The organism is Rhizobium ecuadorense (assembly GCF_001187535.1).
Classification (GTDB): Bacteria; Pseudomonadota; Alphaproteobacteria; order Rhizobiales; family Rhizobiaceae; genus Rhizobium; species Rhizobium ecuadorense.
This window is the reverse complement of record NZ_LFIO01001164.1, coordinates 1-24026: the sequence shown is the minus strand read 5'-3', so window position 1 is coordinate 24026 and position 24026 is coordinate 1. Positions and strand designations below refer to the sequence as shown.

General features: G+C 60.1%; 20 protein-coding genes. 11 read left to right on the top strand and 9 right to left on the bottom strand.

The features are described 5' to 3' along the window. The first annotated feature begins 49 nt into the window (after window positions 1-49). From AF337_RS24805 to AF337_RS24795, 3 genes are all read left to right on the top strand, one after another. Window positions 50-931 (top strand): DMT family transporter, encoded by an 882-nt coding sequence (locus tag AF337_RS24805; protein ID WP_049734220.1) that lies wholly within the window; start codon window positions 50-52, stop codon window positions 929-931. Between the two features lie 85 nt (window positions 932-1016). Continuing rightward, entirely contained in the window at window positions 1017-1424 is a 408-nt protein-coding gene (locus AF337_RS24800; protein WP_049734219.1) for a PilZ domain-containing protein, read from the top strand. 275 nt (window positions 1425-1699) lie between these two features. Next, window positions 1700-3688 carry a bifunctional 2',3'-cyclic-nucleotide 2'-phosphodiesterase/3'-nucleotidase gene (locus AF337_RS24795; protein ID WP_049734218.1) on the top strand — a complete coding sequence of 663 codons (1989 nt, stop codon included), beginning with the start codon at window positions 1700-1702 and terminating at the stop codon, window positions 3686-3688. Window positions 3689-3853: 165 nt separating this feature from the next. On the opposite strand, the gene AF337_RS24790 is transcribed toward AF337_RS24795, so the two are convergent. Beyond that, a complete protein-coding gene (locus tag AF337_RS24790) occupies window positions 3854-4822 on the bottom strand; it encodes a LysR family transcriptional regulator (protein WP_049734309.1) in 969 nt (322 codons plus the stop codon). A gap of 138 nt (window positions 4823-4960) precedes the next feature. On the opposite strand from AF337_RS24790, the gene AF337_RS24785 reads away from it, so the two are divergent. Further along, on the top strand, window positions 4961-5575 hold the full coding sequence (locus tag AF337_RS24785) for an FMN-dependent NADH-azoreductase (RefSeq protein ID WP_049734217.1): 615 nt from the start codon (window positions 4961-4963) through the stop codon (window positions 5573-5575). Between the two features lie 55 nt (window positions 5576-5630). Here the strand turns inward: AF337_RS24785 and AF337_RS24780 are convergent, their stop codons facing one another. Next, window positions 5631-6206, bottom strand: coding sequence for a TetR/AcrR family transcriptional regulator (locus AF337_RS24780; protein WP_049734216.1), 576 nt, complete (start codon window positions 6204-6206; stop codon window positions 5631-5633). Window positions 6207-6299: 93 nt separating this feature from the next. Between AF337_RS24780 and AF337_RS24775 the strand changes: the two genes are divergently transcribed. Then, window positions 6300-7076 (top strand): SDR family oxidoreductase, encoded by a 777-nt coding sequence (locus AF337_RS24775; protein ID WP_049734215.1) that lies wholly within the window; start codon window positions 6300-6302, stop codon window positions 7074-7076. 38 nt (window positions 7077-7114) lie between these two features. Here the strand turns inward: AF337_RS24775 and AF337_RS24770 are convergent, their stop codons facing one another. The 4 genes from AF337_RS24770 to ilvA form a co-directional block, all read right to left on the bottom strand. After that, a complete protein-coding gene (locus AF337_RS24770; protein ID WP_049734214.1) occupies window positions 7115-8305 on the bottom strand; it encodes an MFS transporter in 1191 nt (396 codons plus the stop codon). A gap of 180 nt (window positions 8306-8485) precedes the next feature. Further along, window positions 8486-9757, bottom strand: coding sequence for a GGDEF domain-containing protein (locus AF337_RS24765; protein ID WP_082336856.1), 1272 nt, complete (start codon window positions 9755-9757; stop codon window positions 8486-8488). A gap of 254 nt (window positions 9758-10011) precedes the next feature. Further along, window positions 10012-10338, bottom strand: a complete 327-nt coding sequence (locus AF337_RS24760; RefSeq protein ID WP_049734212.1) for an HlyU family transcriptional regulator — start codon at window positions 10336-10338, stop codon at window positions 10012-10014. A 37-nt stretch (window positions 10339-10375) separates the two neighbouring features. Continuing rightward, a complete protein-coding gene (gene ilvA, locus AF337_RS24755) occupies window positions 10376-11626 on the bottom strand; it encodes a threonine ammonia-lyase (protein WP_049734308.1) in 1251 nt (416 codons plus the stop codon). 218 nt (window positions 11627-11844) lie between these two features. Here ilvA and AF337_RS24750 point away from each other — a divergent pair, with 218 nt between their 5' ends. Further along, window positions 11845-12201: a VanZ family protein gene (locus AF337_RS24750; RefSeq protein WP_049734211.1), complete on the top strand. Its 357-nt coding sequence runs from the start codon at window positions 11845-11847 to the stop codon at window positions 12199-12201. On the opposite strand, the gene AF337_RS46090 is transcribed toward AF337_RS24750, so the two are convergent. The 3 genes from AF337_RS46090 to AF337_RS24740 all read right to left on the bottom strand — a co-directional run bounded on the left by AF337_RS46090 (window position 12198) and on the right by AF337_RS24740 (window position 14904). Next, complete coding sequence (locus tag AF337_RS46090; RefSeq protein ID WP_257784959.1) at window positions 12198-12329, bottom strand: hypothetical protein; 132 nt, start codon at window positions 12327-12329, stop codon at window positions 12198-12200. The two genes, AF337_RS24750 and AF337_RS46090, sit on opposite strands and share 4 nt — an antisense overlap. Window positions 12330-12727: 398 nt before the next feature. Beyond that, window positions 12728-12946, bottom strand: a complete 219-nt coding sequence (locus AF337_RS24745; RefSeq protein WP_049734210.1) for a hypothetical protein — start codon at window positions 12944-12946, stop codon at window positions 12728-12730. 26 nt (window positions 12947-12972) lie between these two features. Next, on the bottom strand, window positions 12973-14904 hold the full coding sequence (locus tag AF337_RS24740) for a hypothetical protein (protein ID WP_049734209.1): 1932 nt from the start codon (window positions 14902-14904) through the stop codon (window positions 12973-12975). An 851-nt stretch (window positions 14905-15755) separates the two neighbouring features. Between AF337_RS24740 and AF337_RS24735 the strand changes: the two genes are divergently transcribed. The 5 genes from AF337_RS24735 (at window position 15756) to AF337_RS24715 (ending at window position 23347) form a co-directional block, all read left to right on the top strand. Next, window positions 15756-16532 (top strand): competence/damage-inducible protein A, encoded by a 777-nt coding sequence (locus AF337_RS24735; protein ID WP_049734208.1) that lies wholly within the window; start codon window positions 15756-15758, stop codon window positions 16530-16532. A gap of 108 nt (window positions 16533-16640) precedes the next feature. Beyond that, on the top strand, window positions 16641-17483 hold the full coding sequence (locus AF337_RS24730) for a universal stress protein (RefSeq protein WP_049734207.1): 843 nt from the start codon (window positions 16641-16643) through the stop codon (window positions 17481-17483). A gap of 181 nt (window positions 17484-17664) precedes the next feature. Next, window positions 17665-18159 carry a xanthine phosphoribosyltransferase gene (gpt, locus tag AF337_RS24725; RefSeq protein ID WP_049734206.1) on the top strand — a complete coding sequence of 165 codons (495 nt, stop codon included), beginning with the start codon at window positions 17665-17667 and terminating at the stop codon, window positions 18157-18159. Window positions 18160-18352: 193 nt separating this feature from the next. Further along, window positions 18353-18940 (top strand): hypothetical protein, encoded by a 588-nt coding sequence (locus AF337_RS24720; RefSeq protein WP_049734205.1) that lies wholly within the window; start codon window positions 18353-18355, stop codon window positions 18938-18940. Window positions 18941-19531: 591 nt separating this feature from the next. Further along, window positions 19532-23347, top strand: a complete 3816-nt coding sequence (locus AF337_RS24715) for a vitamin B12-dependent ribonucleotide reductase (protein WP_049734204.1) — start codon at window positions 19532-19534, stop codon at window positions 23345-23347. Window positions 23348-24026 lie beyond the last annotated feature (679 nt).

Sequence of the window (24026 nt, the reverse complement as noted above, 5' to 3'; positions counted from 1 at the left end):
TGCCGAAAGCCTGACCAGACTTTCGGTGTTTTCCGCTCAACGGCATATCATGACATCGAAGACCCACGGTTATATTTTCGCTCTGCTGGCGATCACCATCTTCTCTCTTCAGGATGCCATCTCGAAACATCTGGCGTCCACCTACCCGCCGATCTTCGTGACGATGATCCGCTACTGGGCCTTCGCGCTGTTCACGATCATCCTCGCTTCGAAGATGCGCGGCGGCCTTAAGACGACGGCCCGCACCAAACGCCCGCTTCTTCAGGTCGTGCGCGGCGTGCTGCTTGCCGTTCAGGTGGTTTTGGCCATCACTTGTTTTGCCGTGATCGGCCTTGCCCGCTCACAAGCGATCTTTTCCGCGACGCCGATCCTGATCGCGCTGCTGTCGATGCCGATCCTCGGCGAGCGGGTCGGCTGGAGACGATGGATGGCAATTGGCGCCGGGCTTTTCGGAGTGCTGCTGATTCTGAAGCCGGAAGGCGAGTTTTTCGATGTGAAGCTGCTTCTGGCCATTATTTCCTGCTTCAACTTCGCCTTCTATGTCATCGCCACGCGTCTCGTCAGCCGTGACGACTCGTCGATGACCAGCTTCTTCTATACCGGCGTCATCGGCGGCATCACGATGAGCATCATTGGCCCCTTCTACTGGAGCTCCATGTCGCCGGGAGACTGGGGCTGGATGGCGCTGGTCTGCGTGACCAGCATTTCCAGCCACTACTTCCTGATCCGCGCCTACGATCTCCTCGATGCCGCCGCGGTCCAGCCGCTGACCTATTTGTCACTGGTCTACGCCTCGATCATCGGTGTGACGATCTATGACGAAACGCTCAGTATCAACACGATCATCGGCTCGATCATCGTCGTTTGCGCCGGCATCTTCACCATTTGGCGCGAACATGTGGTGGGCCGCAGGACGGCCGCGGGTAGGTGATGATTTCACTGCAATTTTAGCCAAGCCCCTAAAACCATTTCAATTTTCGTGCGCTATGCTCCCCATTATATTCGATGGAGAACATATGAGCCACAATTTGAAAATTACAGCCCGCAAGGCCGACCGGAAAAACTGTCGCGTCTTCGGCAGCGTCAAATATCTGAATAGCGAGGTGGATGTCCGCATCCTTAACCTGTCGGCAACCGGCGCCGCGCTGGAGACGAAGACGCCGCTCCATGCCGCTTCCGGCAGCAAGGTGCGCATCGAGGCTGAAAATATCGGGCTGCTGGAAGGCATCATCCGCTGGAAGCACAACGGCCGCATCGGCATCCAGTTCGATGTGAATTCGAATGCGCGGGCACAGGTCTCCTCCTATTTTCGCTTTTTTCATAAAGAGATACGGCCGGTGCTGGCGGTGCGTCAGCTTAGGGCCGCGACCAGCGGCGACCGCCCACCTCATTTGGCAACGTCGACGCCGAAACCGTCACGCTGACCGCCTTCGCGGCGAAGATGCGACTGAGATCGTTCCGGTCGCAGCGGCCGACGTTGACGTCCAGATCGACCTCGCCCCGGCTGCGGCAGTATGGCGCTGACCCTATAATTGATCCTGTCCCCGGCGGCCCGACTGCAGCATGAATTGCATTTCGCAGCCATGCCGCGTCCACGGCGGATTGTTTTGCCGTCCTGTCATTTTTGATGTGTACTCCTTGCCAAATCGTCCTAATTCTGACGGGCCGGACGATGCATGATCCCTATAGGAGAGTTTCGATGTCTTCCATTTTCGACGTTGGCGTCATGAGCCGCCGTTCTCTGCTCGGCGGGCTTGCCGCCACCTCCGCCCTGGTGCTGCTGCACCCTTTCAGCGCGCGCGCCAGCGCCAACCAGGCCCATCTCCGTCTGATGGAAACGACGGATATTCACGTCAACGTCTTCCCCTATGATTATTATGCCGACAAGCCGAACGACACGATGGGACTGTCGCGCACCGGAACGATCATCGACAATATCCGCGCAGAGGCCGTCAACTCGCTGCTGATCGACAATGGCGACGTGCTGCAGGGCAATCCGATGGGCGACTACATGGCCTATCAGCACGGCATGAAGGACGGCGACGTCCATCCCGTGATCAAGGCGATGAACACGCTCGGCTACACTGTCGGGACGCTCGGCAATCACGAGTTCAATTATGGCCTCGACTTCATGTTCAAGGTCCTGTCAGGCGCAAACTTTCCCTTCGTCTGCGCCAACCTGACCAAGGGCCAGCTCGCCTCGGATCCGAAGCAGGACGATCTCTTCTTCAAGCCCTACATCATCGTGGAAAAACAGATCAAGGACGGCGCCGGCAAGGAGAGCCCGGTCAAGATCGGCTTCATCGGCTTCGTGCCGCCGCAGATCATGCTCTGGGACATCAAGAACCTCGAGGGCAAGGCGCAGACGCGCGATATCGTCGAAGCCGCCAAGGCCTGGGTTCCGGCGATGAAGGAAGCTGGCGCCGATATCGTCATCGCGCTCTCCCATTCCGGCATCGACGGCGCCGCGCCGTCCGAAAAGATGGAAAACGCCTCGCTGCATCTTGCCGCTGTCGACGGGATCGACGCGATCTTCACCGGCCACCAGCATCTCGTCTTCCCCGGCCCGAAGAGCTGGGACGGCATTGCCAATGCCGATCCGGTCAAAGGTACGCTGCATGGCAAACCCGCCGTGATGGCCGGCTTCTGGGGTTCGCATCTCGGCCTGATCGACCTGCTGCTCGAAAAGGACGGCAACAGCTGGAAGATCGTCGATTTCACCGCGGAAGCACGGCCGATCTACCATCGCGACGACAAGAAGAAGGTGGTTGCCGATTACGCCGACAAGAAGGACGTGGTCGAAGCCGCCAAGTCGGAGCACGAGGCGACGCTCGCCTATGTCCGCACCCCCGTCGGCAAGACCTCGGCGCCGCTCTATTCCTACTTCGCGCTCGTCGCCGACGATCCTTCCGTGCAGGTCGTCAGCCAGGCCCAGACCTGGTACATCAAGCAGATGCTGGCCGACACCGCGTTCAAGGATCTGCCGGTACTTTCGGCGGCGGCCCCGTTCAAGGCCGGCGGCCGTGGCGGCGCCGACTATTATACCGACGTCCCGGCCGGCGATATCGCCATTAAGAACGTCGCGGACCTCTATCTCTACCCGAATACGGTGCAGGCCGTTGCCATCACTGGCGCCCAGGTGAAAAACTGGCTGGAAATGTCGGCCGGCATGTTCAATCACATCGACGCCGGCGCGAAGGACGCGGCGCTGCTCAACAGCGACTTCCCGTCCTATAATTTCGACGTGATCGACGGCGTGACCTACCAGATCGACCTGTCGCAGCCGCCGAAATATGATTCCTCAGGCAAAGCGATCAATCCGGATGCCAACCGCATCCAGAATCTAGTCTTCGACGGCAAGCCGATCGACCCGACGCAGAAATTCGTCGTCGTCACCAACAATTACCGGGCCGGCGGCGGCGGCAGTTTCCCGGAGATCGCTGCCGACAAGGTGATCTTCCAGGCGCCGGACACCAACCGCGACGTCATCGTCCGCTATGTCCATGACCAGGGCACGATCAATCCTTCGGCCGATGCGAACTGGACCTTCAAGCCGCTGCCGGGCACGACGGTCACATTCGAAAGCGGCCCGAAGGCAAAGCAGTTTCTGGCTGCGGTCAAGAGCGTCAAGATCGAGGATGCCGGCGATGGTGCTGACGGCTTCTCGAAGTTCAGACTGGTTCTCTAAGAGCAGATCGAGGAAGGCGCGGCAGCCGCGCCTTCCCTAAAGCGCGTCGCGATCTTTCAGATTCGCGGTTTGCGCTTTAGCTCTTTTATCTTGCGCATGTCGGTGCGGCAAAAGCGCTTCGCGCTTTGCCTGGGAAAACCGCTGCACACTTTTGCGCGACATGCCTTATTCTGCGGCGAGCGGGATTGCGGGTTCGCGCAGTTCCGCGATCCGGGCGTGGAAATCTGCCTGGCTCGGGCAATGGGTAAGCCGGGTGCGGAAGGCGTCGATCATCCAGGTGGCGGCAGGTCCGGGCGGATTGGCGAGCCGGCGCATCGAATAGATCGGATACTCCCCCTGTTCGTAGGCATCCAGATCGAGGTGAACGAGCGCGCCGCTTAAGAGATCGTCATGGATGAGCGACGCCGGAAGGCCGCCCCAGCCAAGGCCGGCCTTGATCAGTTGATGCTTCGTCGCGATATCGCTGACGCGCCATGTCTTGTAGGACAGAACGTTGAAATCGCGCCCCTTCGTCAGGCCGGACGCATCGGTGACGACGAGCTGCACGTCCTCGCGCACGTCGCCGAGCGTCAGCGGCCGGTCAATTTGGGCTAGCGGGTGGTTGCGCGCGGCAACGGGCATCATGAAGGAATGGCCGATCCGCTCGGTGACGACCGAATCGTCCTGCTTCAGCACGGCGCCGCCGATCCCGATCGTCGCCTTGCCGCTCATGACCAGATCCATGACCATTCCGAGCTCGCCGACATTGAGGTTCAACGCAACGGACGGGAATATCTCGCGGAATTCGTGGAGCACGTCGACCACCGCCTTTGACGGCACCATGACGCTGATGGCGACGGAGACCTCCGCTTCCAACCCTTCCTTCAGGCTCTTGACGCGCGCCCGCATGACCTGCAGGTCGCCGAGGATACGGCGCGCATCCTCCAGCATCGCCTTGCCCGCCTCCGTCAGCTTCGGCTGTCGGGCGCCGGAGCGCTCGAAAAGCGGCATTTCAAGCTGCGCTTCCAGATTGGCGATCGTATAGCTGACGACCGATTGCGCCCGGTTCAGCGCCCGCGACGCGGCCGAAAAGCTGCCGGTCTCGGCGACGGTCAGAAACACCTGCAATTGGTCCAAAGTCGGGTTCGGAAGCATATCCATCCATTCCATCGATAGTTTCGATCGACATTATCACCGTTTTTTCGATAGCGGGCCAGACCTATTTTCCATTTCGAGACTGCGGCTCACCTCCCAGCAACGGGCCGTCAAATCCAATTCGAAAGGAAATGCACCATGTCGTCCATCCTTCTTCTGACGTCCAGCCCGCGTGCCGAATCGCTCTCGACGCCGATCGCCGTCGAACTCGCCGAAAAGCTGAAGAACCAGAATCCGGGCAGCGTCCTCGTTCGCCGCGACCTCGCCGCCAACCCGCTGCCGCATATCGATGACCTCTTCACCGGCGCCATCCGCAAGCCGGCCGAAGCCCGCACCGCCGAAGAAGTCGCCGCCGTCAAGACCTCCGACGAACTGGTCAACGAACTCTTTGCCGCCGATACGATCGTCATCAGCACCGGCCTCATCAATTTCAATATCTATTCGTCGCTGAAGACCTGGATCGACAACGTCGCCCGCGCGGGCGTGACGTTCAAGTACACCGAAAGCGGCCCGGTCGGCCTGCTCACCGGCAAGAAGGTTTACGTGGTGCTCACCTCGGGCGGCGTCTACTCGCAGGGCCCGGCTGCCCCGTTGAACCATGCCGTACCGTATCTGAAGTCGGTTCTCGGCTTCCTCGGCATCAGCGATATCGAGACCATTTACGTCGAAGGCCTCGCCTTCGGTCCTGAAGCTGCCGAAAAGGCCATCGACGCCGCCAAGTCGCGCGTCCAGGAAATCGCGCTGGCCGCCTGATCGGCTGTCAAACGCTTAGGTGTAATGCAACGGCCGGCCCTTCGCCGGCCGTTTGTCATTTGTCGATAGCGGTGACAAAATCCCGGATCGTCTCGAGGATTTCGGCGGACAGCGCCTCATCGGAGGAAATCCTGGCAAGGCCGACGCCGCCGGCCATCATCGCGAAGGCCATGATCGCCTTGCGTCGTCTTTCCCCTTCATCCACTCCTGCGGCTTTGCTCGCCAATCCCGCGAAATTACGCCTCAGTCCGTCCGTCGCGATCGCTCGCGCCTTCTCGCCGCTGCGTGAGATATCGGAGGTCAGCGCCGCAAAAGGGCAGCCCTCGCCGGGATTGTCGCGGTGATAGGTGCTGACATAACGATCGGCGATATCGGCAGCCGTCATCTTTGCCGGGTCCACGCCCTCGGCCTGCAGCTTGTGTCCCCATGAATCGAAGGCAGACTGGATCGCCTCGGCGACCAGATCGTCACGGGAGGCGAAGTGCTTGTAGAAGCCGCCGACGGTCAGCCCGGCCTCCTTCATCAGGTCGGCAACGCCGATACCGTCGAGTCCCGCTTCGCGCAGCCGCCTGGATGCGGTCTCCACGATCTTCTCATGCGTCTTCTGTTTTTCCAGCTGCGAACGCCCCATCGGTGCCTCTTGACTTATGTGGATTACAAACATAATCCTTATAGATAACGATCATAATCCAGATCGTTGCCAATTCCAAGAGGAGCATGAATCATGCGTCTACAAAACAAGGTTGCTCTGATCACCGGCGGCAACAGCGGCATCGGTCTTGCGACGGCCAGGGTCTTCATCGACGAGGGTGCTAAAGTCGTCATCACCGGCCGTAACCCGGAAACGCTCGCGGCCGCCGAAAAGGCGCTAGGCGCCGGCGTGCTGGCGCTGAAGGTCGATGTCACCGATGCCGCCGCCACCGAGAAGGCCTTTGCGGAAGCCGCAGCAGAGGTCGGCAAGTTCGGCATCGTCTTCGCCAATGCCGGCATCGGCGGTGCCACACCGCTCGGTGACACGTCGCCGGAACAGTTCAATCAGATCATCAGCACCAATCTCACCGCCGTCTTCTTCACCGTGCAATCGGCCCTGCCGCATCTCAGCGACGGCGCTTCGGTCATCCTCAACGGTTCGGTGCATGCCGTGCTCGGCGCTCCCGGCTGGTCGGCCTATGCGGCGACCAAGGCCGCGGTTCGGGCGATGACGCGCAATATGGCCTCCGAACTCGCGCCGCGCGGTATCCGCGTCAATCAGGTGACACCCGGCGGCACGAAGACGCCGATCTGGTCGCCGATGGCCCAGACGGAAGATGCGATGTCGGCGCTCGAAGCCCGCATCGGCGGCATGAGCCCGCTCGGCCGCATGAGCGAAGCCGACGAAATCGCCAAGGCGGCGCTCTATCTGGCCTCGGATGACTCGTCCAATGTCACCGGCATCGAGATCACCGTCGACGGCGGCATGACGAGCGCCCCGTCCGGCGCCAAGATCTTCCGCGCCGCGTAACCAGCGAGGCTGGGCAAGTCGACCTTGCCCGGCCTCGCTCAGCGGTTCCGGACGCGGTGGACAACACGAAACAGGACGATTGCCAGATTGGCGACGGCAAGCAGCAGCAGGACATGCAGCATGGCCTGGATACCAGAGGAAACGATCAGGTTGCCGGCGATCAGCGGAAAGCCGAAGACACCGATGAAATAGGACAGCGAGAACAGGAGAAGCGATTGCGGCATAAGGCCTGTGGGCGCCTCATTTGCGGCAAGGCCATTGATGACGGAATAGGTCAGGCCGTAGCCCAGCCCCAGCATCGCAGCCGCTCCGAGATAGGCCAACTGACTTGAAGTCACCACCAGGAACAGCAGGATGGAGGCGAGCGTCAGGCTCGTCAGCACCAGAAGCGCATAGAACGGATCCTTCTTGACCACATAGCCCGCCACGAACAGCCGGCTGAGGATGGCGGCGGACATGAAACCGATGAAGAACAGCGAATAATCGAAACCGTGCGCCTTGGCATAGCTGGTCTGAAAGCTGGACAGCCCGCCGAAGATCGCGCCGCCGATGCCGACCATGGCGATGGAATAGATCGCCCGCGAACCGATCACCTGACGCGCTGCGGCAAAGGAGATCTTGTTGACATGCGGCAGGATCTTGCCGGCAGAGGTCAGCCTGACATGGAGCAGGAAATAAAGCGCGCCGCCGGCGAGACTGGAGAGGAACGCAAAGGCGAAGGCGGTTTCGATCGGCAGGGACCAGCCGGTGACAATGCGGCCAATTATCGGGCCGGCGCCGATGCCCGACATCATCGATCCCGAAAGCAGGGCAAAGAACCGGATCCGGTGCTCGGGCTCGGTGATCGCGGCGACCAGGATGGGGCCGAGCGCATAGAAGGTACCCCAGCCGATGCCGAGAACGAAACCGACGGTCATCAGGCTGAGCCCGGCTGCGGGCACCATGGCAAATCCCAGCCCCGATGCCGCCAGAAACAGCCCGGAAATCGCCACCGCCCGCGCAGAGCCGATGGCATCGGCGATGTGGCCGGAGAGGATCACCAGAATGACCGTGCTGATGGTTGCCGCCGAGATGATCAGGCCGGCGAGCGCCTCGTTGCCGCCGCGCTGACCGACCAGCACCGGGATCAGAAAGGTCACGCCATAGGCGATCGAAAGAAGAAATCCTCCGATACACAAGACGGCAAACTCGCCGCCATCGACCTTCGTCCGTGCAACTGCATCACTCATGTCTCCACGCCCCTCGCAGGAAAGCTCATCCGTTGCGGCAATGGAGATCACGTTTGCGTTATGCTAACAAGCCGTTTTTATGGTACTGATAAGCCATTGAAAATCAATGACATCTGCATCCGCTGTTTGCGCTTCCCCAACATCGCAAACACCGGCAACCGACCTGCTGCGCTGATCGGCTCAACCGAGTTTCACGACACCGGAGCGGCCGACGACACAGTTGCGGCCGCTCTTCTTGGCCGCATAGAGCCTGCCGTCGGCGGCCGCCAGCACCGCGGTGAAATCGACGCCGTCCTCGTCGGCGGTCGCGACACCGATGCTGACCGTGACCGGTCTGTCGTCCGGCGTCTTGACGCTGGTGGCGATCGTCCAACGCAAGCGTTCGGCAAGCAGCAAACCTTCCTCGTGGTCGGTGCCCGGACAAACGGCAACGAATTCCTCGCCGCCGAAGCGGAAGACGCGGTCGCTCGAACGCAAGGTCGTGCCTAACCGGGTGGCGATCGCCTTCAGCACCTCGTCGCCCTGGAGATGGCCGTAGCCGTCATTGACATCCTTGAAGTGATCGGCGTCGATAATCAGGATGGTGGCGGACAGCCCCTGCCTCAATGCCTCGCGCAGCATCAGCGGTGCTTCCAGTTCCATGCGCGTGCGATCGTAGACGCCGGTGAGCATGTCGCGGCCGGTGCGCTCCAGAAGATCGTTGTAGCGCTCGCGGAAGGTCAGGTCGCCGAAGACGTCGCTGATCGAGCGTGCGGACACGGCAACCCCGCCCCGGCGAATACGATATTCGTAGATCGCGAACATTGCCGCATAGAGGCAGACGGCAAGCATTTTCGCCTTCCAGCCTGCCCAGAATGCGGCGATCGGCACATCCAGGAAATAATGCAGCGCGGCGAAGAAACCGATCTGGTCGAAGGTCAGCAGCACGAAGCCCGAAATCAGGAAACGCAGGACGACGCGGCGGCGGAAGAAATCCCCGAGTTTTTCGTAAAGCAGAATGATGCCGAGCGAATCGACATAGAGCAGTGCCGTGCCCCAGACCATCAGCCAGCCCATCTCCTGGAGGAAATCGACGTCGGGCGTGTGGTCGGGCGACATCTGCAGCGGCAGGTGCAGCTGCAGCACCCAGGCAATGCCGACGGTCAGCAGATTGCCGAGGAACAGGCCGTAGATCGGCTGGCGGACCGTCGCGGCATCCTCCTGCAGGTAAAGCATCAGGATCATCATCAGCTTGCCGGAGAAGAAGACCGATGAGCCCGGCGACACATCGCCGAACGGCAGCGCGATATAGAAGACCGCCGCCAGATAGGTCTCCATGAAATGCATGACGCCGAGCGCCGTCAGGAAAACCCCGAGACCGAGCCGATGACGGAAATGCAGAAGCGTCACCATCAGCGCGAAATAAGCGATGGCTTCGACGGCAAAGAGAGCGAGGTTGAGCGTCTCCATCACCGCACCCCGGCTTCAGGTCGGCGCGCTGGACCGAACGCGGGCGCAGTGGCCGCGACGGCGGATCCTTTGGTCGATCGTCCGAAAAAGTCAAACACGAGGGCGGCCCTGCACATGCTGCAGGCCATAGCTTTGACTGCAATCCTTTAAGATTGCGTGAGCGAGATGCCGATCACCGGCCGCGTCGCCGCGTCACAGGATTGAAAAAAAAGAATAATTGCGGCCGGTATCAGATGCCGATGCGGCGCATCCCGGTGTCAGACCTGGCGAAGCTTCTCGCCGTCGCCAAAGAGTGACGAACCATGCTGGTCGATGATCTGCTGCGCCTTGCGCACCGTGCATTCGAGCGCGTCATCGGAAGAGGAAAACAGATCGGCGCGGATGAAATTGCGCACCAGCACCTCGTCGCCAACCTTCTTTTCAATGCGGCCGGCTAGGCGATATTGGCTGCCTTCCCTACGCGGCTCCGCGTAGATCGTGCAATCGTTGTAAAGCTGCGGCTCGCCGGAAGGGCCTGCCGCCTCCGAGGTCGGTTTGCCGCCGCCGGAGAACATCGAAAAGAGATTTGAAAGGAACGAAGCCATGATCCGCCTTTAGCACGATGACATTGTTTTCGCCAAGTCAAATGATCAGGTTGGCGAGGATCTCGTTTTCGGTGATATCCTCGTAACCCATGCCGGCGGCTTCGAAATTTCCGATCAGCCGGGCGAAATTCTCCGGCGCCTTGGTTTCGATGCCGATCAGGATCGAGCCGAAATTGCGGGCCGATTTCTTCAGATATTCGAAGCGGGCGATATCGTCGTCGGGCCCGAGCAGATTGAGGAAATCCCTGAGCGCGCCGGGGCGCTGGGCGAGCCGCAGGATGAAATATTTCTTCAGCCCTGCGTAACGCATGGCTCTTTCCTTTACGTCAGGCAGGCGCTCGAAATCGAAATTGCCGCCGGAAACGACGGCAACGATGGTCTTGCCGCGGATCGCTTCGGCGTCCATCGCGGCGATCGCCGTCAGCGACAGGGCGCCGGCCGGCTCCAGCACGACGCCCTCGACATTCAGCATCTCCTGGATGGTGACGCAGATGGCGTTCTCCGGCATCAGTTGCACCTGGCTTGCCGGGAAATCGCGAAGGGCGGCGAAATTCAGGTCGCCGATGCGGGCAACGGCGGCGCCATCGACGAAGTTGTCGACCTTGGCAAGCGTCGTCACCTCACCCGCCTCGATGCTGCGCCTCAGGCTCGGCGCGCCGGCGGGCTCGGTGAAGACAAAGGCCGATTTCGGCACGGTGCCGTCGAGATAACCGGTGATGCCGGCGGCAAGGCCGCCGCCGCCGACCGGCAGGACGACCATATCGGGCACCGTTCCCTCAGGCAGCTGCTGCATGATCTCGGCGGCGACGGTCGCCTGCCCTTCGATGATGTCGGCATGGTCGAAGGGCGGCACCATGACGCCACCGACCGCTTCGACATGGTCGCGTGCGGCCTGATAGCACTGGTCGAAGAAATCGCCGAACAGCCGGATGGTGATGAATTCGGCGCCGAACATGCGGGTCTTGTCGATCTTCTGCTGCGGTGTCGTCACCGGCATGAAGACGACGCCCGGCACGCCGAAATGGCGGCAGACATAGGCAAAGCCCTGGGCGTGATTGCCGGCCGAGGCGCAGACGAAGGTCTTGCCGGAAGCGCCCTGCCCGATCGCCTTGCGGAAGAAATTGAAGGCGCCGCGGATTTTGTAGGAACGCACCGGCGACAGATCTTCGCGCTTCAGCCAGATATCGGCCCCGTAGCGCGCCGAGAGATGGTCATTGAGCTGCAGCGGCGTTGCCGGAAAAAGGCTGCGCATTGCCGCTTCGGCGTTTTCGACATCAAGTCTTGTCACCAACGTGGTCCATTCCTAAAGATTAGCCGCCGCCGCTATGGCACAGGCCGACCGGCAAAAGAAAGCCCGCTCCGGTCATTTCCGGTTCGCTGACCGAACCGCTCACATCCTGATGCCGGGTCCAGCCTCAGGAAGCCTTTCTTAAGCCAATCGCGAAATCGGCGGCAGATGAACTGATTTTAACTGTCAATGCAAAGGCCTGCCAATTATATGGAACGATGATGATCTTCAAATTCGCAAAACCTGTGGCCTGGCTGCTGCTCGCCTTCATTCTCTTCGTCACGGTTTCGCCGATCGGGCTGAGGCCGGAGACCGTCACGACTGTCGATACCGACCGCGCGGGCGCTTATATTCTTGTCGGCCTCGCCTTTGCGCTCGCCTATCCGAAACAGTGGAAATTGGTGGCCGTGCTGTTGATCGCTGGTTCCGTCGCCATCGAATATCTGCAGTACCTCTCGCCGACGCGCCATCCGCGCTTGCATGATGCCGGCATCAAGGCAATGGGCGCCGCCCTCGGGCTGCTGGCCGGCTGGGTGATCAACAGGTGGCGCGAGACGGTGATTACCTCAGGTTAGAAACCGCGAAACTCCATGGCCCAGAAGAACAGCGGTATCGCAGCCGTCGCGGTTCCCAGAACAAGCGCGACACTGGTCTTGAAGATCCGGATGCGCCGAACCTTAGCCCCAGTCCAATCGTAAACCATCGCCTTACTCCCACAAGACAACACTTACTCAACCGCCGCGGCGCAATCCTTGCACCGAAAATGCTATTGTCAAGCGATGACATGCTTATATCCACGATATACGTGCATATTCAAACGGTATTATGAAGCTGTGTGGGCAAGAGGACACGAACCCGCATAACCGAAGCCAATAGTGCTTGCTGAGACCGCTGCACTTGATCGGCATCGGGAATGACTATGATTACATCAATATAGCGCAAGCTTATGCTCGACGGCGAGCAGGTCGACTTCCCGCTCGCCGTCTCGCACTTCTGCACAGATTCCCGAGATCGAAATCCGGATAAATCACAAATAATTCAGAGTGTTATAGCTTCCGTCACCAGCCTGAAAGACGCAACGGCGCGACAACATCATCACGTCTAGCCGTCATAATGGCCGGAGAACGCCGCTTCCGCAGACTTGACGGTGACAGCCACATTCACGCCTTTTGTCACCGTCGCGCCGGTGGCGCGAAGATCGGTTACCACTTTCAAGCCGCCCGCCTTGGGGACCGGGAGCGGCAGTACGGTGCCGGCGTCCAGATCGGCGACCCAGAGCCCGTCTTGACCTTCAACACTAATAACAACAACTGTAGCCATGTTTTGCCCTTTCTAACGATTGATGTTTAAAATCCAGCTTTCTTCAGGCCTTCACGATAAAGATCTTTATGCCACTGCTCTTTACTTGGAACTGCAGACAACCATTTGTCCACATCGAAGTCCGGATTGCCTTCACGAAACCTTCGTACGAAGATCCGCGCCTTATCCTGATGACCCAACATGGCCCAACTTGCAGCGGACAACCTATCCGCTAAATTAGGATCGGCCATCTGCCCGATATAGTCCAGCGAAGCTTCGAATTCGCCCAGCGCATAGTTTGCTCCTGCAGCAGTCCAGAAATAGGTATCGGGACCGAGCGGGTTCAGTTCGATTGCCCGCTCGATCTTTCGCAAGGCCATGGCGGGGAGCGAACAATGAACCAGGGTGTCCGCGTAGTCGGCAATCACGTCGGCGTAGTGCGGCGCCAGGCTTTCCGCCACTTCCATTGCTTCGGCGCTTTCATCGAAGGCGCCCTGCAAGAGTTTGGCGACACCGAGCTCGCGATGGCCATCGGCGAAGTCCGAACGCATCGCGGTGGCCTGTTTTGCGAAGGTTTCCGCCAATTGTAAAAGATCGATATCCCCCCGCGCCGTCAGCAGCCATTCCTTGGAATAGGTCCTCGCCATCGAACTCAGCGCCGGGGTGAAATCCGGGCTTACGCTGAGCGCGGCTTTCATTTCCTTGCGCACGCGCCGCAGGTTCGGAAGCGTCAGCCGCGCCAGGTGGCGCCTGCCGACAAGATATCTGTGGTAGGCGACCGGGTTCAGATCTTCGCGCAATGCCTCATGACGCTCGATTTCACTGGACACGGAGAGGGCGATCTGGCGGGCAACCACTCTCCTGTCTCTGGCAAGATCCATGCGATCGAGGCTGAACCTTTCGGCCCAGACAATCTGATTCTGATCGAAAAAGATCAGCTGAGCGAACAGCGTCACTTCCTCGCCCATATTGCTGATCCGGGTGTCGAGGATATAGTTGACGCGATGCCGTTCAAAGAAGGCCTTCTGCGTCTCCACCTGATGGCCGATTTGCACCGCCGAATACGGGGCGATGACCTCCAGGCTGTTGAAGACGCAAAATCCGATCGTGATATCCTCCACCAAAGACGCTGCCAGAAAACCGGCTTGGGGCCGAACGGATTGATTCCTGGGAGGAAGCAGCACCAGGCGGGGAATGGCAATCCGGATATCTTCGGGCTCGGGGGGTAGAGCAGCCTCGAGTTTCGCCTGTGACGACACGGATGGCGGACGCAGGGATTTCGCGTCACCGCCATCGGATTCGCTGCGCGCGGCGACAGCTCTCGCCGTCGAGCTGCGCCGCTGTTCAAAGTAGCTGCGAAGGGATTCGACTTCCCCTTCCGCCTTGAAGATCCGTATGAGCAGTTGCAGTGTTTCCGGATCCTTCGGCTCGGTCCGAAACAGGATAACCGCGGCCTTCCTCAGGAGCTCGGATTCCTTTTGCGACGGGGCCAGTTGGGACGCCGTTCTCAAAGTATTGGCGAGAAGCTCGTTATGGAAATCTTCACGCTCGGCGAGCCAGCGCTGAAACTGACGGCTATGGTTGTGAACTGGCTCCAGAAAAGGCTGGTTCATCAGCGTCACCAGCTGTCTCAGCCGGGAGAACGGCTCACCCTCTTCCTCCTCGCCGTCGAGCAGCATGTCGGAAGACAGAGCCCCTTGGTCGAGGGTGAGCAAGTTGCCTTGAGACGAAAGGATGTTTACCCCGAGATCGTTTTGACGAGCCTTAATTCTCGAAATCACCTTCCGCAAAGTCGAAAGTGCAACATCCCTGTCACCTTCGCCCCATAGGAAGCGGGCCAGCGTCGTTCGATCCGCCGAAGCTTGCTCGGTTGTAAACAAATAGGCGAGAAGCAGCAGGCCTTTCTCAGGAAACGCGACAGCCTTCCCCTCCCCGTCAACGAGCTGCAGCCTCCCGAAGGTCTTCAGAACAAAAGCCATTTCGCCCTATAAGTCACCACATGTCCCAACATTCATGATGAAAAAGTGCAATGCACGTATTGCAACAGTAAAAATCGCAAACGCTACCCCTGCCGGTACTTTGTCCCAATGTCCGGCGAAATTCAACAAGCTTGTGTCGCAAGGGTTGTGCTGAGTTTTTTTCGCCGGCTGGCATGAAATTCCGCAATCGACTGTCACGCCCTTGCATGGCCACAACGACAATCTGAAACTTCGTGACGCGCAGTTGCTTGCCGAAGCTTTGATCAGCGCGCCGGATCGCCGCGTTACTCCGAGATTCAGCTGAACATTCCAAACGACTAGGTGATGGCAGGCGTCCAGACTTTGAAACGGAATCGCACCTCGCCACTGAATATCGGTTGAGAATGCCGCCTCTCTTTGTTAGCAGGGAGAACCACGCGGACGTGGTGGAATCGGTAGACACAAGGGACTTAAAACAAAATTGAGTGCACTGGCGGAAACGCCTGATGTAGAACTGCTCAAAGTCGGGGAAACCTGTCAGATGGCAATCCCGAGCCAAGCCCTGCAAGGGGAAGGTGTAGAGACTAGACGGGCAGCACCTAAGGCAGACGCTAGGGTGAAGGTATAGTCCAGACCACAAACGCCGGAAGGCGGCGGCGAAAGCCGTAGCGGTAAGAAAATCCCTCGGCCTAGGCTATGCGGGTTCGACCCCCGCCGTCCGCACCATATGCCGTTACAAATCAGGGCACCGACGAGCAGGCATGCGGCACCGCCGGCCTAAACCGCTTTGACGTCTCACCATCATGCTCGGCTGTTTGCAAAGCGGCCGAAGGGCGCTACCTATTGACCAGCCTCACATCACGGAACATCCCATGAGCCATGCCACCGTCGTCACCGCCGCCATGCTCGCCATCGGCGACGAACTTCTTTCCGGCCGCACCAAGGACAAGAATATCGGCCACCTGGCCGACCTGCTCACCCTTTCCGGCATCGACCTCAAGGAGGTGCGCATCGTCGCCGACGACGAGGAGGCGATCGTCGAGGCGCTGAACGCGCTTCGCGGCAAATATGATTACGTCTTCACGTCAGGCGGCATCGGGCCGACGCATGACGACATCACCGCCGATGCCATTTCCAAGGCGTTCGGGGTGCCCTGCGACTATGACGAAGAGGCGATGAGGCTGCTGGCCGATATGTACCGACGCCGCGAGATGGAATTCACCGAGGCGCGCCAGCGCATGGCGCGCATGCCGCGCGGATCCGTTCATATCGCCAATCCGGTGTCGACGGCGCCCGGTTTCATCATCGGCAATGTCCATGTCATGGCCGGCGTGCCGCAGGTTTTCCAGGCGATGGTCGACAATGTGCTGCCGACGCTTCGAACCGGCACGCCGGTGCTGTCGCTCGCCATCGCCTGCCCTTACGGCGAAGGCGAGATCGGCACGCCCCTGACGGCGATCCAGAAAGCCCATCCGGACACCAGCATCGGCTCCTATCCCCGCTATATCGGCCAGAAATTCTCGACCGAGATCGTCGTGCGCGGCCGCGCGCAGGCGGCCATCGATGCGGCCGGCGCCGAGGTGCAAGCCATGATCGACGCCATCCGCCAGAGGAAAGACATCGCCGAAAACCATTCCGCCGAGGCTTGAGGACAATGCCGGAACCGGGGACCAGGCTTGATCCCCGTCAAGGAACGGAAGAACGGTCCGGTGCATTCCTTCCCTCGCGCACGCCATTTCAGCGCAAGGAGAATTGATATGTCTTACAAAACCATTCTCGCCATTCTCGATACAGCAGACAATAGCAGCGCCGTTGCCGATTTCGCCTTTGCCATTGCCGCCGAAAGCGGCGCGCATGTGATCGGCCTGCATGCCGAAAACATCTCCGCCGTGCCGCTGGTGGCGCCGATGGAAATCCCCGATCCGGTCGCCGTGCAGGCGCTGCAGGACATGGCGCATAGCGAAACCCTCGCGGTGGAGCGGATTTTTCGCGCCAAGGCGGAAGCCTCAGGCGGCTCCTCCGAGTGGCGCAGCTTTGCGACCTCCATCGGCTACGGCTCCGCGCCGCTCATCGAAAGCGCGCGCAGCGCCGATCTGCTGATCGCCTCGCAGGCCGACCCGGCCAAAGCCTCAGACAGCCATGTCGACGTCGACAGCTTCCTATTCGAAACCGGCCGGCCGGTGCTGATCATCCCCTACATCATCCGCCAGCCGAAGCCGATCAAGCGCGTGCTGATCGCCTGGAACGGCTCGAAGGAGGCGGCACGCGCGACCTTCGACGCGCTGCCGATCCTCAAAGCCGCCGAAGAGGTCGAGATCTTTTCGGTCGATCCGGCCGACACGGCGCTGCAATCGCCGCTGACCGCAGGCGCCGAGATCGCCGCCACCCTTGCCCGCCACGGCGTGAAAACGACGCTGGCGACGGCCCGAAGCGTGGATAAGAACACTTCGCATGTCATCGAAAACCGGCTGTCGGACGACAGCATCGATCTTCTTGTCATGGGCGCCTATACGCATTCCTGGCTCTGGCAGATGATTTTCGGCGGCACGACGAGGACCTTGCTGCAATCGATGACGGCGCTGACGCTTTTGTCGCGTTGATCGGCTGCTCTTGCCTTTTGACGGCAAATTCCGTTAATTGCGGCGACCGATGAGGGCTTCGAGCCTCGGGCATAACTAGCGCAGTGCAGCTCGCGCGTTTCTTGTTTTGCCGATCGCCGCCTCAAGCTCGTCCGGTCGCCGACAAACGGCGTGTCCTTTCTTCATGCCGCGGAGCAGCCCGATGTCCCTTCCCGATAAAGCCTTTCCCGTCTCCTGGGATCAGTTCCACCGCGATGCACGCGCCCTTGCCTGGCGGCTTGCCGGCCTTGACCAGACGTTCAAGGCGATCGTCTGCATCACCCGCGGCGGCCTCGTTCCGGCCGCGATCATCTCGCGCGAACTGAACATCCGGCTGATCGAGACCGTCTGCGTCGCCTCCTATCATGACTATGTCAACCAAGGCGACATGACGCTGCTCAAGGGAATAGCGCCCGAGCTTGCCGAAAACGGCGGCGAAGGCGTGCTCGTCGTCGACGATCTGACGGATACCGGCAAGACCGCCGTTCAGGTGCGCACCATGCTGCCGCGGGCCCATTTCGCCTGCGTCTATGCCAAGCCGAAGGGTGTGCCCACCGTCGATACCTTCATCACCGAGGTGAGCCAGGATACCTGGATCTACTTCCCCTGGGACATGGGCTTCACCTACCAGGAGCCGATCGCCAAGGGTCCACGCTGAGCGCACAGATCGCAGCGCGCACCAATCGTATTTACCACTTGAAATTGTTCCAGTTTTTGTCGGCGGGGTTTGCTGAATCCGCTATCGGGATCTGCACATCTATTTTAACTTATTCGCATAAACTCGGCAGCTGCGAATCGCATCAAACTGCGCTTAAAGCGTGCAGTAAACGATGCGGTAGAAGGAAACGACGATGGCGCGGTGGGGATATGTTGCGGTGGTTGCCGTCGGGCTGGCGGCATGTCTGCCTCCGCTCGCGCCTACCCGCGCCGAGCCTGCCTATATTCCGCTGGTGCGCGACTATGTTGAGACGCGGATCCGGCCGATGGTGGAAACGCCGCTGGTGCTGAAAGCCATCGCCGAACAGAATGCCAAATTCACCGATGTCAGCGAAATCGACCTGCGGGTGCTTGACGAGACCTACCGGTCGGAGGTCGATCGGCACCACCTGCAGATGGTCCAGCTGCTGCTCGACAAATCCGTGTCGAATTACCTGAAAGCCAGGCAGGACGCCTCGCAGGGGGCGATCGTCGAATTTTTCGTCACCGACAGTCATGGGCTGAACGTCGGGCAAAGCACCATCACCGCCGACTACTGGCAGGGCGACGAGGAGAAATACCTCAGAACCTTCGCCGACGGCTCCCGAGAGATCTTCATCGACCGGGCGGAACGCAACCAATCCACCCAGATGCTGGAAACGCAGGCGAGCTTCGTCGTTATCGATGAAGAGGACAGGCCGATCGGCGTCGCCACCGTCACCATCGCCATCGATGCGCTCTGAGGAGGGCTGATTTCCGCGCCGAATCGGCATGCCGATTTGCACCGGAAATGCCATCACAAGATTTGCCGCCGGGCGCTTTTTTGCCGTTTCAGCCTTTTCCTTAGCCGACAGCGCCTGCAAGCCATTGTAATTTCAGGGCTCCCCGGCTTTCCCCAATCTTCACAGGCGCATCCACAAGATGTTGTGGTTAGCAATCAATTAACGGCCAGCCCTTGACGGAATCACCCGTTTCAAACTTACTGTCCCTGATGTTGCGGCGGCGACAGGACCGGAGGTAACGAGCCCGGTTCCCTATTGAAAATTAGGACGCGGAATCAAGGCAATGTGCCGGGAACGGTGTCAGGCCTGACAGGATCTCTGCGCGATTTTCAGCCTCCAAAAAAAGTGACGTCGGGACTGGCGATAATAAGCTGTTAATACTATATTTAGCGTTTGCAGCCACCATCACCACAAGATACAGGAAGGACATCTCCGGATGACACCCCTGTGACAATACGGAAACGAGACTGGCTGCACGACGACAAATGTGCCGCCGGATAGGAATTTTGCGCCCCGGTCGCGGGGACCGGGCGCCAACACGAGGTCAAGACCATGCGCATCGAACGTCGTTTCACGAAGGCCGGACAAGGCGCCTATGCGGATATCGAATTCCGCAAGGCGACGAGCGAGATCAAGAACCCCGACGGTTCGATCGTGTTCCGCCTCGAGAATATCGACGTTCCCGCGCAGTTCTCCCAGGTCGCGACCGACGTTCTGGCACAGAAGTATTTCCGCAAGGCCGGCGTCCCCACCCGGCTGAAGAAGGTCGAGGAAAACGACGTTCCCTCCTTCCTGTGGCGCTCCGTTCCCGACGATGCGGCGCTGAAGACCCTGCCCAGGGATGAGCAGACCGGCTCCGAAATCGATGCGCGCCAGGTCTTCGACCGCCTCGCCGGCACCTGGACCTATTGGGGCTGGAAGGGTGGCTATTTCTCCTCCGAGGAAGATGCTGCCGCCTTCAAGGACGAGCTTGCCTATATGCTCGCCACCCAGCGCGTCGCGCCGAACTCGCCGCAATGGTTCAACACCGGCCTGCACTGGGCCTACGGCATCGACGGTCCCGGCCAGGGCCATTTCTATGTCGACCCCTTCACCGGCAAGCTGACCAAGTCCAAGTCCGCCTACGAACATCCGCAGCCGCATGCCTGCTTCATCCAGTCGGTCGAGGACGACCTCGTCAACGAAGGCGGCATCATGGACCTCTGGGTGCGTGAAGCGCGCCTGTTCAAATACGGCTCCGGCACCGGCTCCAACTTCTCGATGCTGCGCGGCGAAGGCGAAAAGCTTTCCGGCGGCGGCCGCTCCTCCGGCCTGATGAGCTTCCTGAAGATCGGCGACCGCGCCGCCGGCGCCATCAAATCCGGCGGCACGACGCGCCGCGCCGCCAAGATGGTGGTCGTCGATATCGACCATCCCGATATCGAGGAATATATCAACTGGAAGGTCAAGGAAGAGCAGAAGGTCGCGGCCCTCGTCACCGGCTCGAAGATCGTCGCCCGGCACCTGAAGACAATCATGAAGGCCTGCTTCAACTGCGAAGGCGGCGACAATGGCGATTGCTTCGATCCGGCCAAGAACCCTGCCCTGAAGCGCGAAATCCGCGCCGCCAAGAAGGATCAGGTTCCGGAGAATTACGTCCAGCGCGTCATCCAGTTCGCCCGCCAGGGCTACAAGGATCTCGAATTCAAGACCTACGATACGGATTGGGATTCGGAAGCCTATCTCACGGTCTCCGGCCAGAACTCCAACAACTCCGTCTCGATCAAGGACGACTTCCTGCGCGCCGTCGAAAATGACGGCGAATGGAAGCTGACCGCCCGCAAGGACGGCCGGGTGATGAAGACGCTGAAGGCGCGCGATCTCTGGGAAACGATTTCCTATGCCGCCTGGGCGTCTGCCGATCCGGGCATCCACTTCAACACGACGATGAACGACTGGCACACCTCGCCCGCCGGCGGCCCGATCCGCGGCTCGAACCCGTGCTCGGAATATATGTTCCTCGACGACACGGCCTGCAACCTCGCCTCGCTGAACCTGCTGCAGTTCAAGGACAAGGCCACCAAGCGCATCAATATCGCCGACTACGAACATGCCGTTCGCCTGTGGACCGTCGTGCTCGAAGTCTCGGTCATGATGGCGCAGTTCCCGTCGAAGCGCATTGCCGAACTCTCCTACGAATACCGCACGCTCGGCCTCGGCTACGCCAATATCGGCGGCCTGCTGATGTCGTCGGGCATTCCCTATGACTCCACTGAGGCCCGCGCCATTGCCGGTTCGCTGACCGCGATCATGACCGGCATCTGCTATGCGACCTCGGCCGAAATGGCGGCCGAGCTCGGCCCCTTCCCGAACTTCGCGCCGAACCGCGACAGCATGCTCAGGGTCATTCGCAACCATCGCCGCGCCGCTCACGGCGAAACCTCCGGCTATGAGGCGCTGTCGATCGACCCGGTCGCGCTGATCCATTCGGAAAACCCGGACCAGGATCTCGTCGCCCACGCCAAATCGGCCTGGGACAAGGCGCTCGCGCTTGGCGAACAGCACGGCTACCGCAATGCCCAGGTCTCGGTCATCGCGCCCACCGGCACGATCGGCCTCGTCATGGATTGCGACACGACAGGCATCGAGCCCGACTTCGCCCTCGTCAAGTTCAAGAAGCTCGCCGGCGGCGGCTACTTCAAGATCATCAACCGCGCCGTGCCCGACGCGCTGCGCACGCTCGGTTATTCCGAGAGCCAGATTGCCGAAATCGAGGCCTATGCCGTCGGCCACGGCAACCTGAACCAGGCGCCGGCGATCAACCCGTCGACGCTGAAGGCCAAGGGCCTGACCGACGAGAAGGTGGAAGCCGTCAACGCCGCGCTGAAGAGCGCCTTCGACATCAAGTTCGTCTTCAACCAGTGGACGCTCGGCGCCGACTTCCTGAAGGAGACGCTGAAGGTTTCCGACGAACAGCTCTCCGACATGAGCTTCAGCCTGCTCGACCATATGGGTTTCTCGAAGAAGGACATCGAAGCCGCCAACATCCATGTCTGCGGTGCGATGACGCTGGAAGGCGCTCCCTTCCTCAAGGCCGAGCACCTGCCGGTCTTCGATTGCGCCAATCCCTGCGGCAAGATCGGCAAGCGCTATCTCTCGGTGGAAAGCCATATCCGCATGATGGCGGCTGCCCAGCCCTTCATCTCCGGCGCGATTTCCAAGACGATCAACATGCCGAACGAGGCGACCGTCGAGGATTGCAAGAACGCCTATCTGCTGTCCTGGAAGCTCGGCCTCAAGGCCAACGCGCTCTATCGCGACGGCTCCAAGCTGTCGCAGCCGCTCAACGCCTCGCTGATCGAGGATGAGAACGACGAGGATGCGCTGGAGGAACTGCTGCAGGCGCCGGTCGCCGCCCAGGCCGTCACCATCACCGAGAAGATCATCGAGCGGGTGATCGAACGGGTTTCGCGCGAACGCGAGAAGCTGCCGAACCGCCGCCAGGGCTATACCCAGAAGGCCGCCGTCGGCGGACACAAGGTCTATCTCAGAACCGGCGAATTCGGCGACGGCCGCCTCGGCGAGATCTTCATCGACATGCACAAGGAAGGGGCCGCCTTCCGTGCGATGATGAACAATTTCGCCATCGCCATCTCGCTCGGCCTGCAATATGGCGTGCCGCTCGAGGAATATGTCGAGGCCTTCACCTTCACCAAGTTCGAGCCGGCCGGCATGGTCATCGGCAACGACGCGATCAAGAACGCCACCTCGATCCTCGACTATGTCTTCCGCGAGCTTGCCGTCTCCTATCTCGGCCGTCATGACCTTGCGCATGTCGATACGTCGGATTTCTCCAACACCGCACTCGGCAAGGGCATCCAGGAAGGCAAGACCAACCTGCTGTCGACCGGCTGGACCCGCGGCTACAAGCCGACGCTGGTTTCAGGCACCGGCGGCGAACGCCAAGCGGGCGAACCCAAGGGTGCCGCCACCGCAGCCCCTGCCCGCGCCGCTTCCACCGGCACCGTCACCGCCTTTGCCGGCAGTGCGGCCCGCAAGCTGGAGCCGACGGTCGCCATCTCCACCTCCGAAATCGTTGCCTTCAAGCGCGATTACGAGGAGCGCGCCAAGGAATTGGCCGAGGAGATCGCCGAAGAGGTAACCGAGGAAATCACCAGCGACGCCACCGCCCTCTTCTCCGACAAGGCGGCAGCCGATGCGGCAACGGCGAAGACCGAAGCCAAGAAGGTGGAAGCCGAACGCCGCCAGCGCTCGATCATGCAGGGCTATACCGGCAACATGTGCTCGGAATGCCAGAACTTCACGATGGTGCGGAATGGCACCTGCGAGAAGTGCGACACGTGTGGGGCGACGAGCGGGTGCAGCTGATTGGGCTTATTGTTTCGGGGAGCTGACAGCTAAAACCGCGTGGTGTTAGCCAACCTACTTAATCAGGATTTTCCGGGCGCTTCGGCGTCCGGAATTTATATAGGAACAAACAGACAACAAAGAGGCTTGCCAAAAATCAGCATGCAAATGGCGCTCAGCACACCTTGAGCGTCCTCCGTTCTCGAAGGGATTGGCGATGGCATCTGTAAAGACATTTGGCTTCTCTTTTTTGCTCAGGTTGGTTTGCCTTAGTCCCAAACCGCAGAAACGGGCAGTCCGCGAACGACACAAACCTAGCAAAAGCGGGTTCGATTACCACCGAAGCCTCCGACTGCGAATTCAACAGATCACCTTCGAGGGACTGTCTGATGCACAGGTTTTAGCGTCAACGGATCAGATAACAAAAGCCCCAGAGCGAGCTTCGGCCAAACGAGGGCTCGAAAGATTTTTCAAATGGCGAGAGGACAATCCTGGCGCGCTGGCGACATGTCCTGCTCTCACCTTTTGAGTCCCAGAGGCTTTTTCAAAGTAACCTTTCAACCCGACTTCCTGTTGGAACTCGACGGGCGGCGAACCGCTATTCATGTTTGGAATACTCAGCAGAAGCTGAGCGGTAATCTTGTACTAGGACGAATCGACATTCATCTGAGCCAGATCATCGCTGCGACGAGATATACGC

Excerpts from the sequence above, each read along its gene's own strand:
- AF337_RS24800 (WP_049734219.1), top strand. The coding sequence starts at position 1,017 with ATGAGCCACAATTTGAAAATTACAGCCCGCAAGGCCGACCGGAAAAAC.
- gpt (WP_049734206.1), top strand. The coding sequence starts at position 17,665 with ATGTCCCTTCCCGATAAAGCCTTTCCCGTCTCCTGGGATCAGTTCCAC.
- AF337_RS24780 (WP_049734216.1), bottom strand. The coding sequence starts at position 6,206 with ATGGGGCGTTCGCAGCTGGAAAAACAGAAGACGCATGAGAAGATCGTG.
- AF337_RS24770 (WP_049734214.1), bottom strand. The coding sequence starts at position 8,305 with ATGAGTGATGCAGTTGCACGGACGAAGGTCGATGGCGGCGAGTTTGCC.
- AF337_RS24790 (WP_049734309.1), bottom strand. The coding sequence starts at position 4,822 with ATGCTTCCGAACCCGACTTTGGACCAATTGCAGGTGTTTCTGACCGTC.
- AF337_RS24720 (WP_049734205.1), top strand. The coding sequence starts at position 18,353 with ATGGCGCGGTGGGGATATGTTGCGGTGGTTGCCGTCGGGCTGGCGGCA.
- AF337_RS24735 (WP_049734208.1), top strand. The coding sequence starts at position 15,756 with ATGAGCCATGCCACCGTCGTCACCGCCGCCATGCTCGCCATCGGCGAC.
- AF337_RS24785 (WP_049734217.1), top strand. The coding sequence starts at position 4,961 with ATGTCGTCCATCCTTCTTCTGACGTCCAGCCCGCGTGCCGAATCGCTC.
- AF337_RS24745 (WP_049734210.1), bottom strand. The coding sequence starts at position 12,946 with ATGGCTACAGTTGTTGTTATTAGTGTTGAAGGTCAAGACGGGCTCTGG.
- AF337_RS24740 (WP_049734209.1), bottom strand. The coding sequence starts at position 14,904 with ATGGCTTTTGTTCTGAAGACCTTCGGGAGGCTGCAGCTCGTTGACGGG.
- AF337_RS24795 (WP_049734218.1), top strand. The coding sequence starts at position 1,700 with ATGTCTTCCATTTTCGACGTTGGCGTCATGAGCCGCCGTTCTCTGCTC.
- AF337_RS24805 (WP_049734220.1), top strand. The coding sequence starts at position 50 with ATGACATCGAAGACCCACGGTTATATTTTCGCTCTGCTGGCGATCACC.
- AF337_RS24730 (WP_049734207.1), top strand. The coding sequence starts at position 16,641 with ATGTCTTACAAAACCATTCTCGCCATTCTCGATACAGCAGACAATAGC.
- AF337_RS24760 (WP_049734212.1), bottom strand. The coding sequence starts at position 10,338 with ATGGCTTCGTTCCTTTCAAATCTCTTTTCGATGTTCTCCGGCGGCGGC.
- AF337_RS24775 (WP_049734215.1), top strand. The coding sequence starts at position 6,300 with ATGCGTCTACAAAACAAGGTTGCTCTGATCACCGGCGGCAACAGCGGC.
- AF337_RS24750 (WP_049734211.1), top strand. The coding sequence starts at position 11,845 with ATGATGATCTTCAAATTCGCAAAACCTGTGGCCTGGCTGCTGCTCGCC.
- AF337_RS46090 (WP_257784959.1), bottom strand. The coding sequence starts at position 12,329 with ATGGTTTACGATTGGACTGGGGCTAAGGTTCGGCGCATCCGGATCTTC.
- AF337_RS24715 (WP_049734204.1), top strand. The coding sequence starts at position 19,532 with ATGCGCATCGAACGTCGTTTCACGAAGGCCGGACAAGGCGCCTATGCG.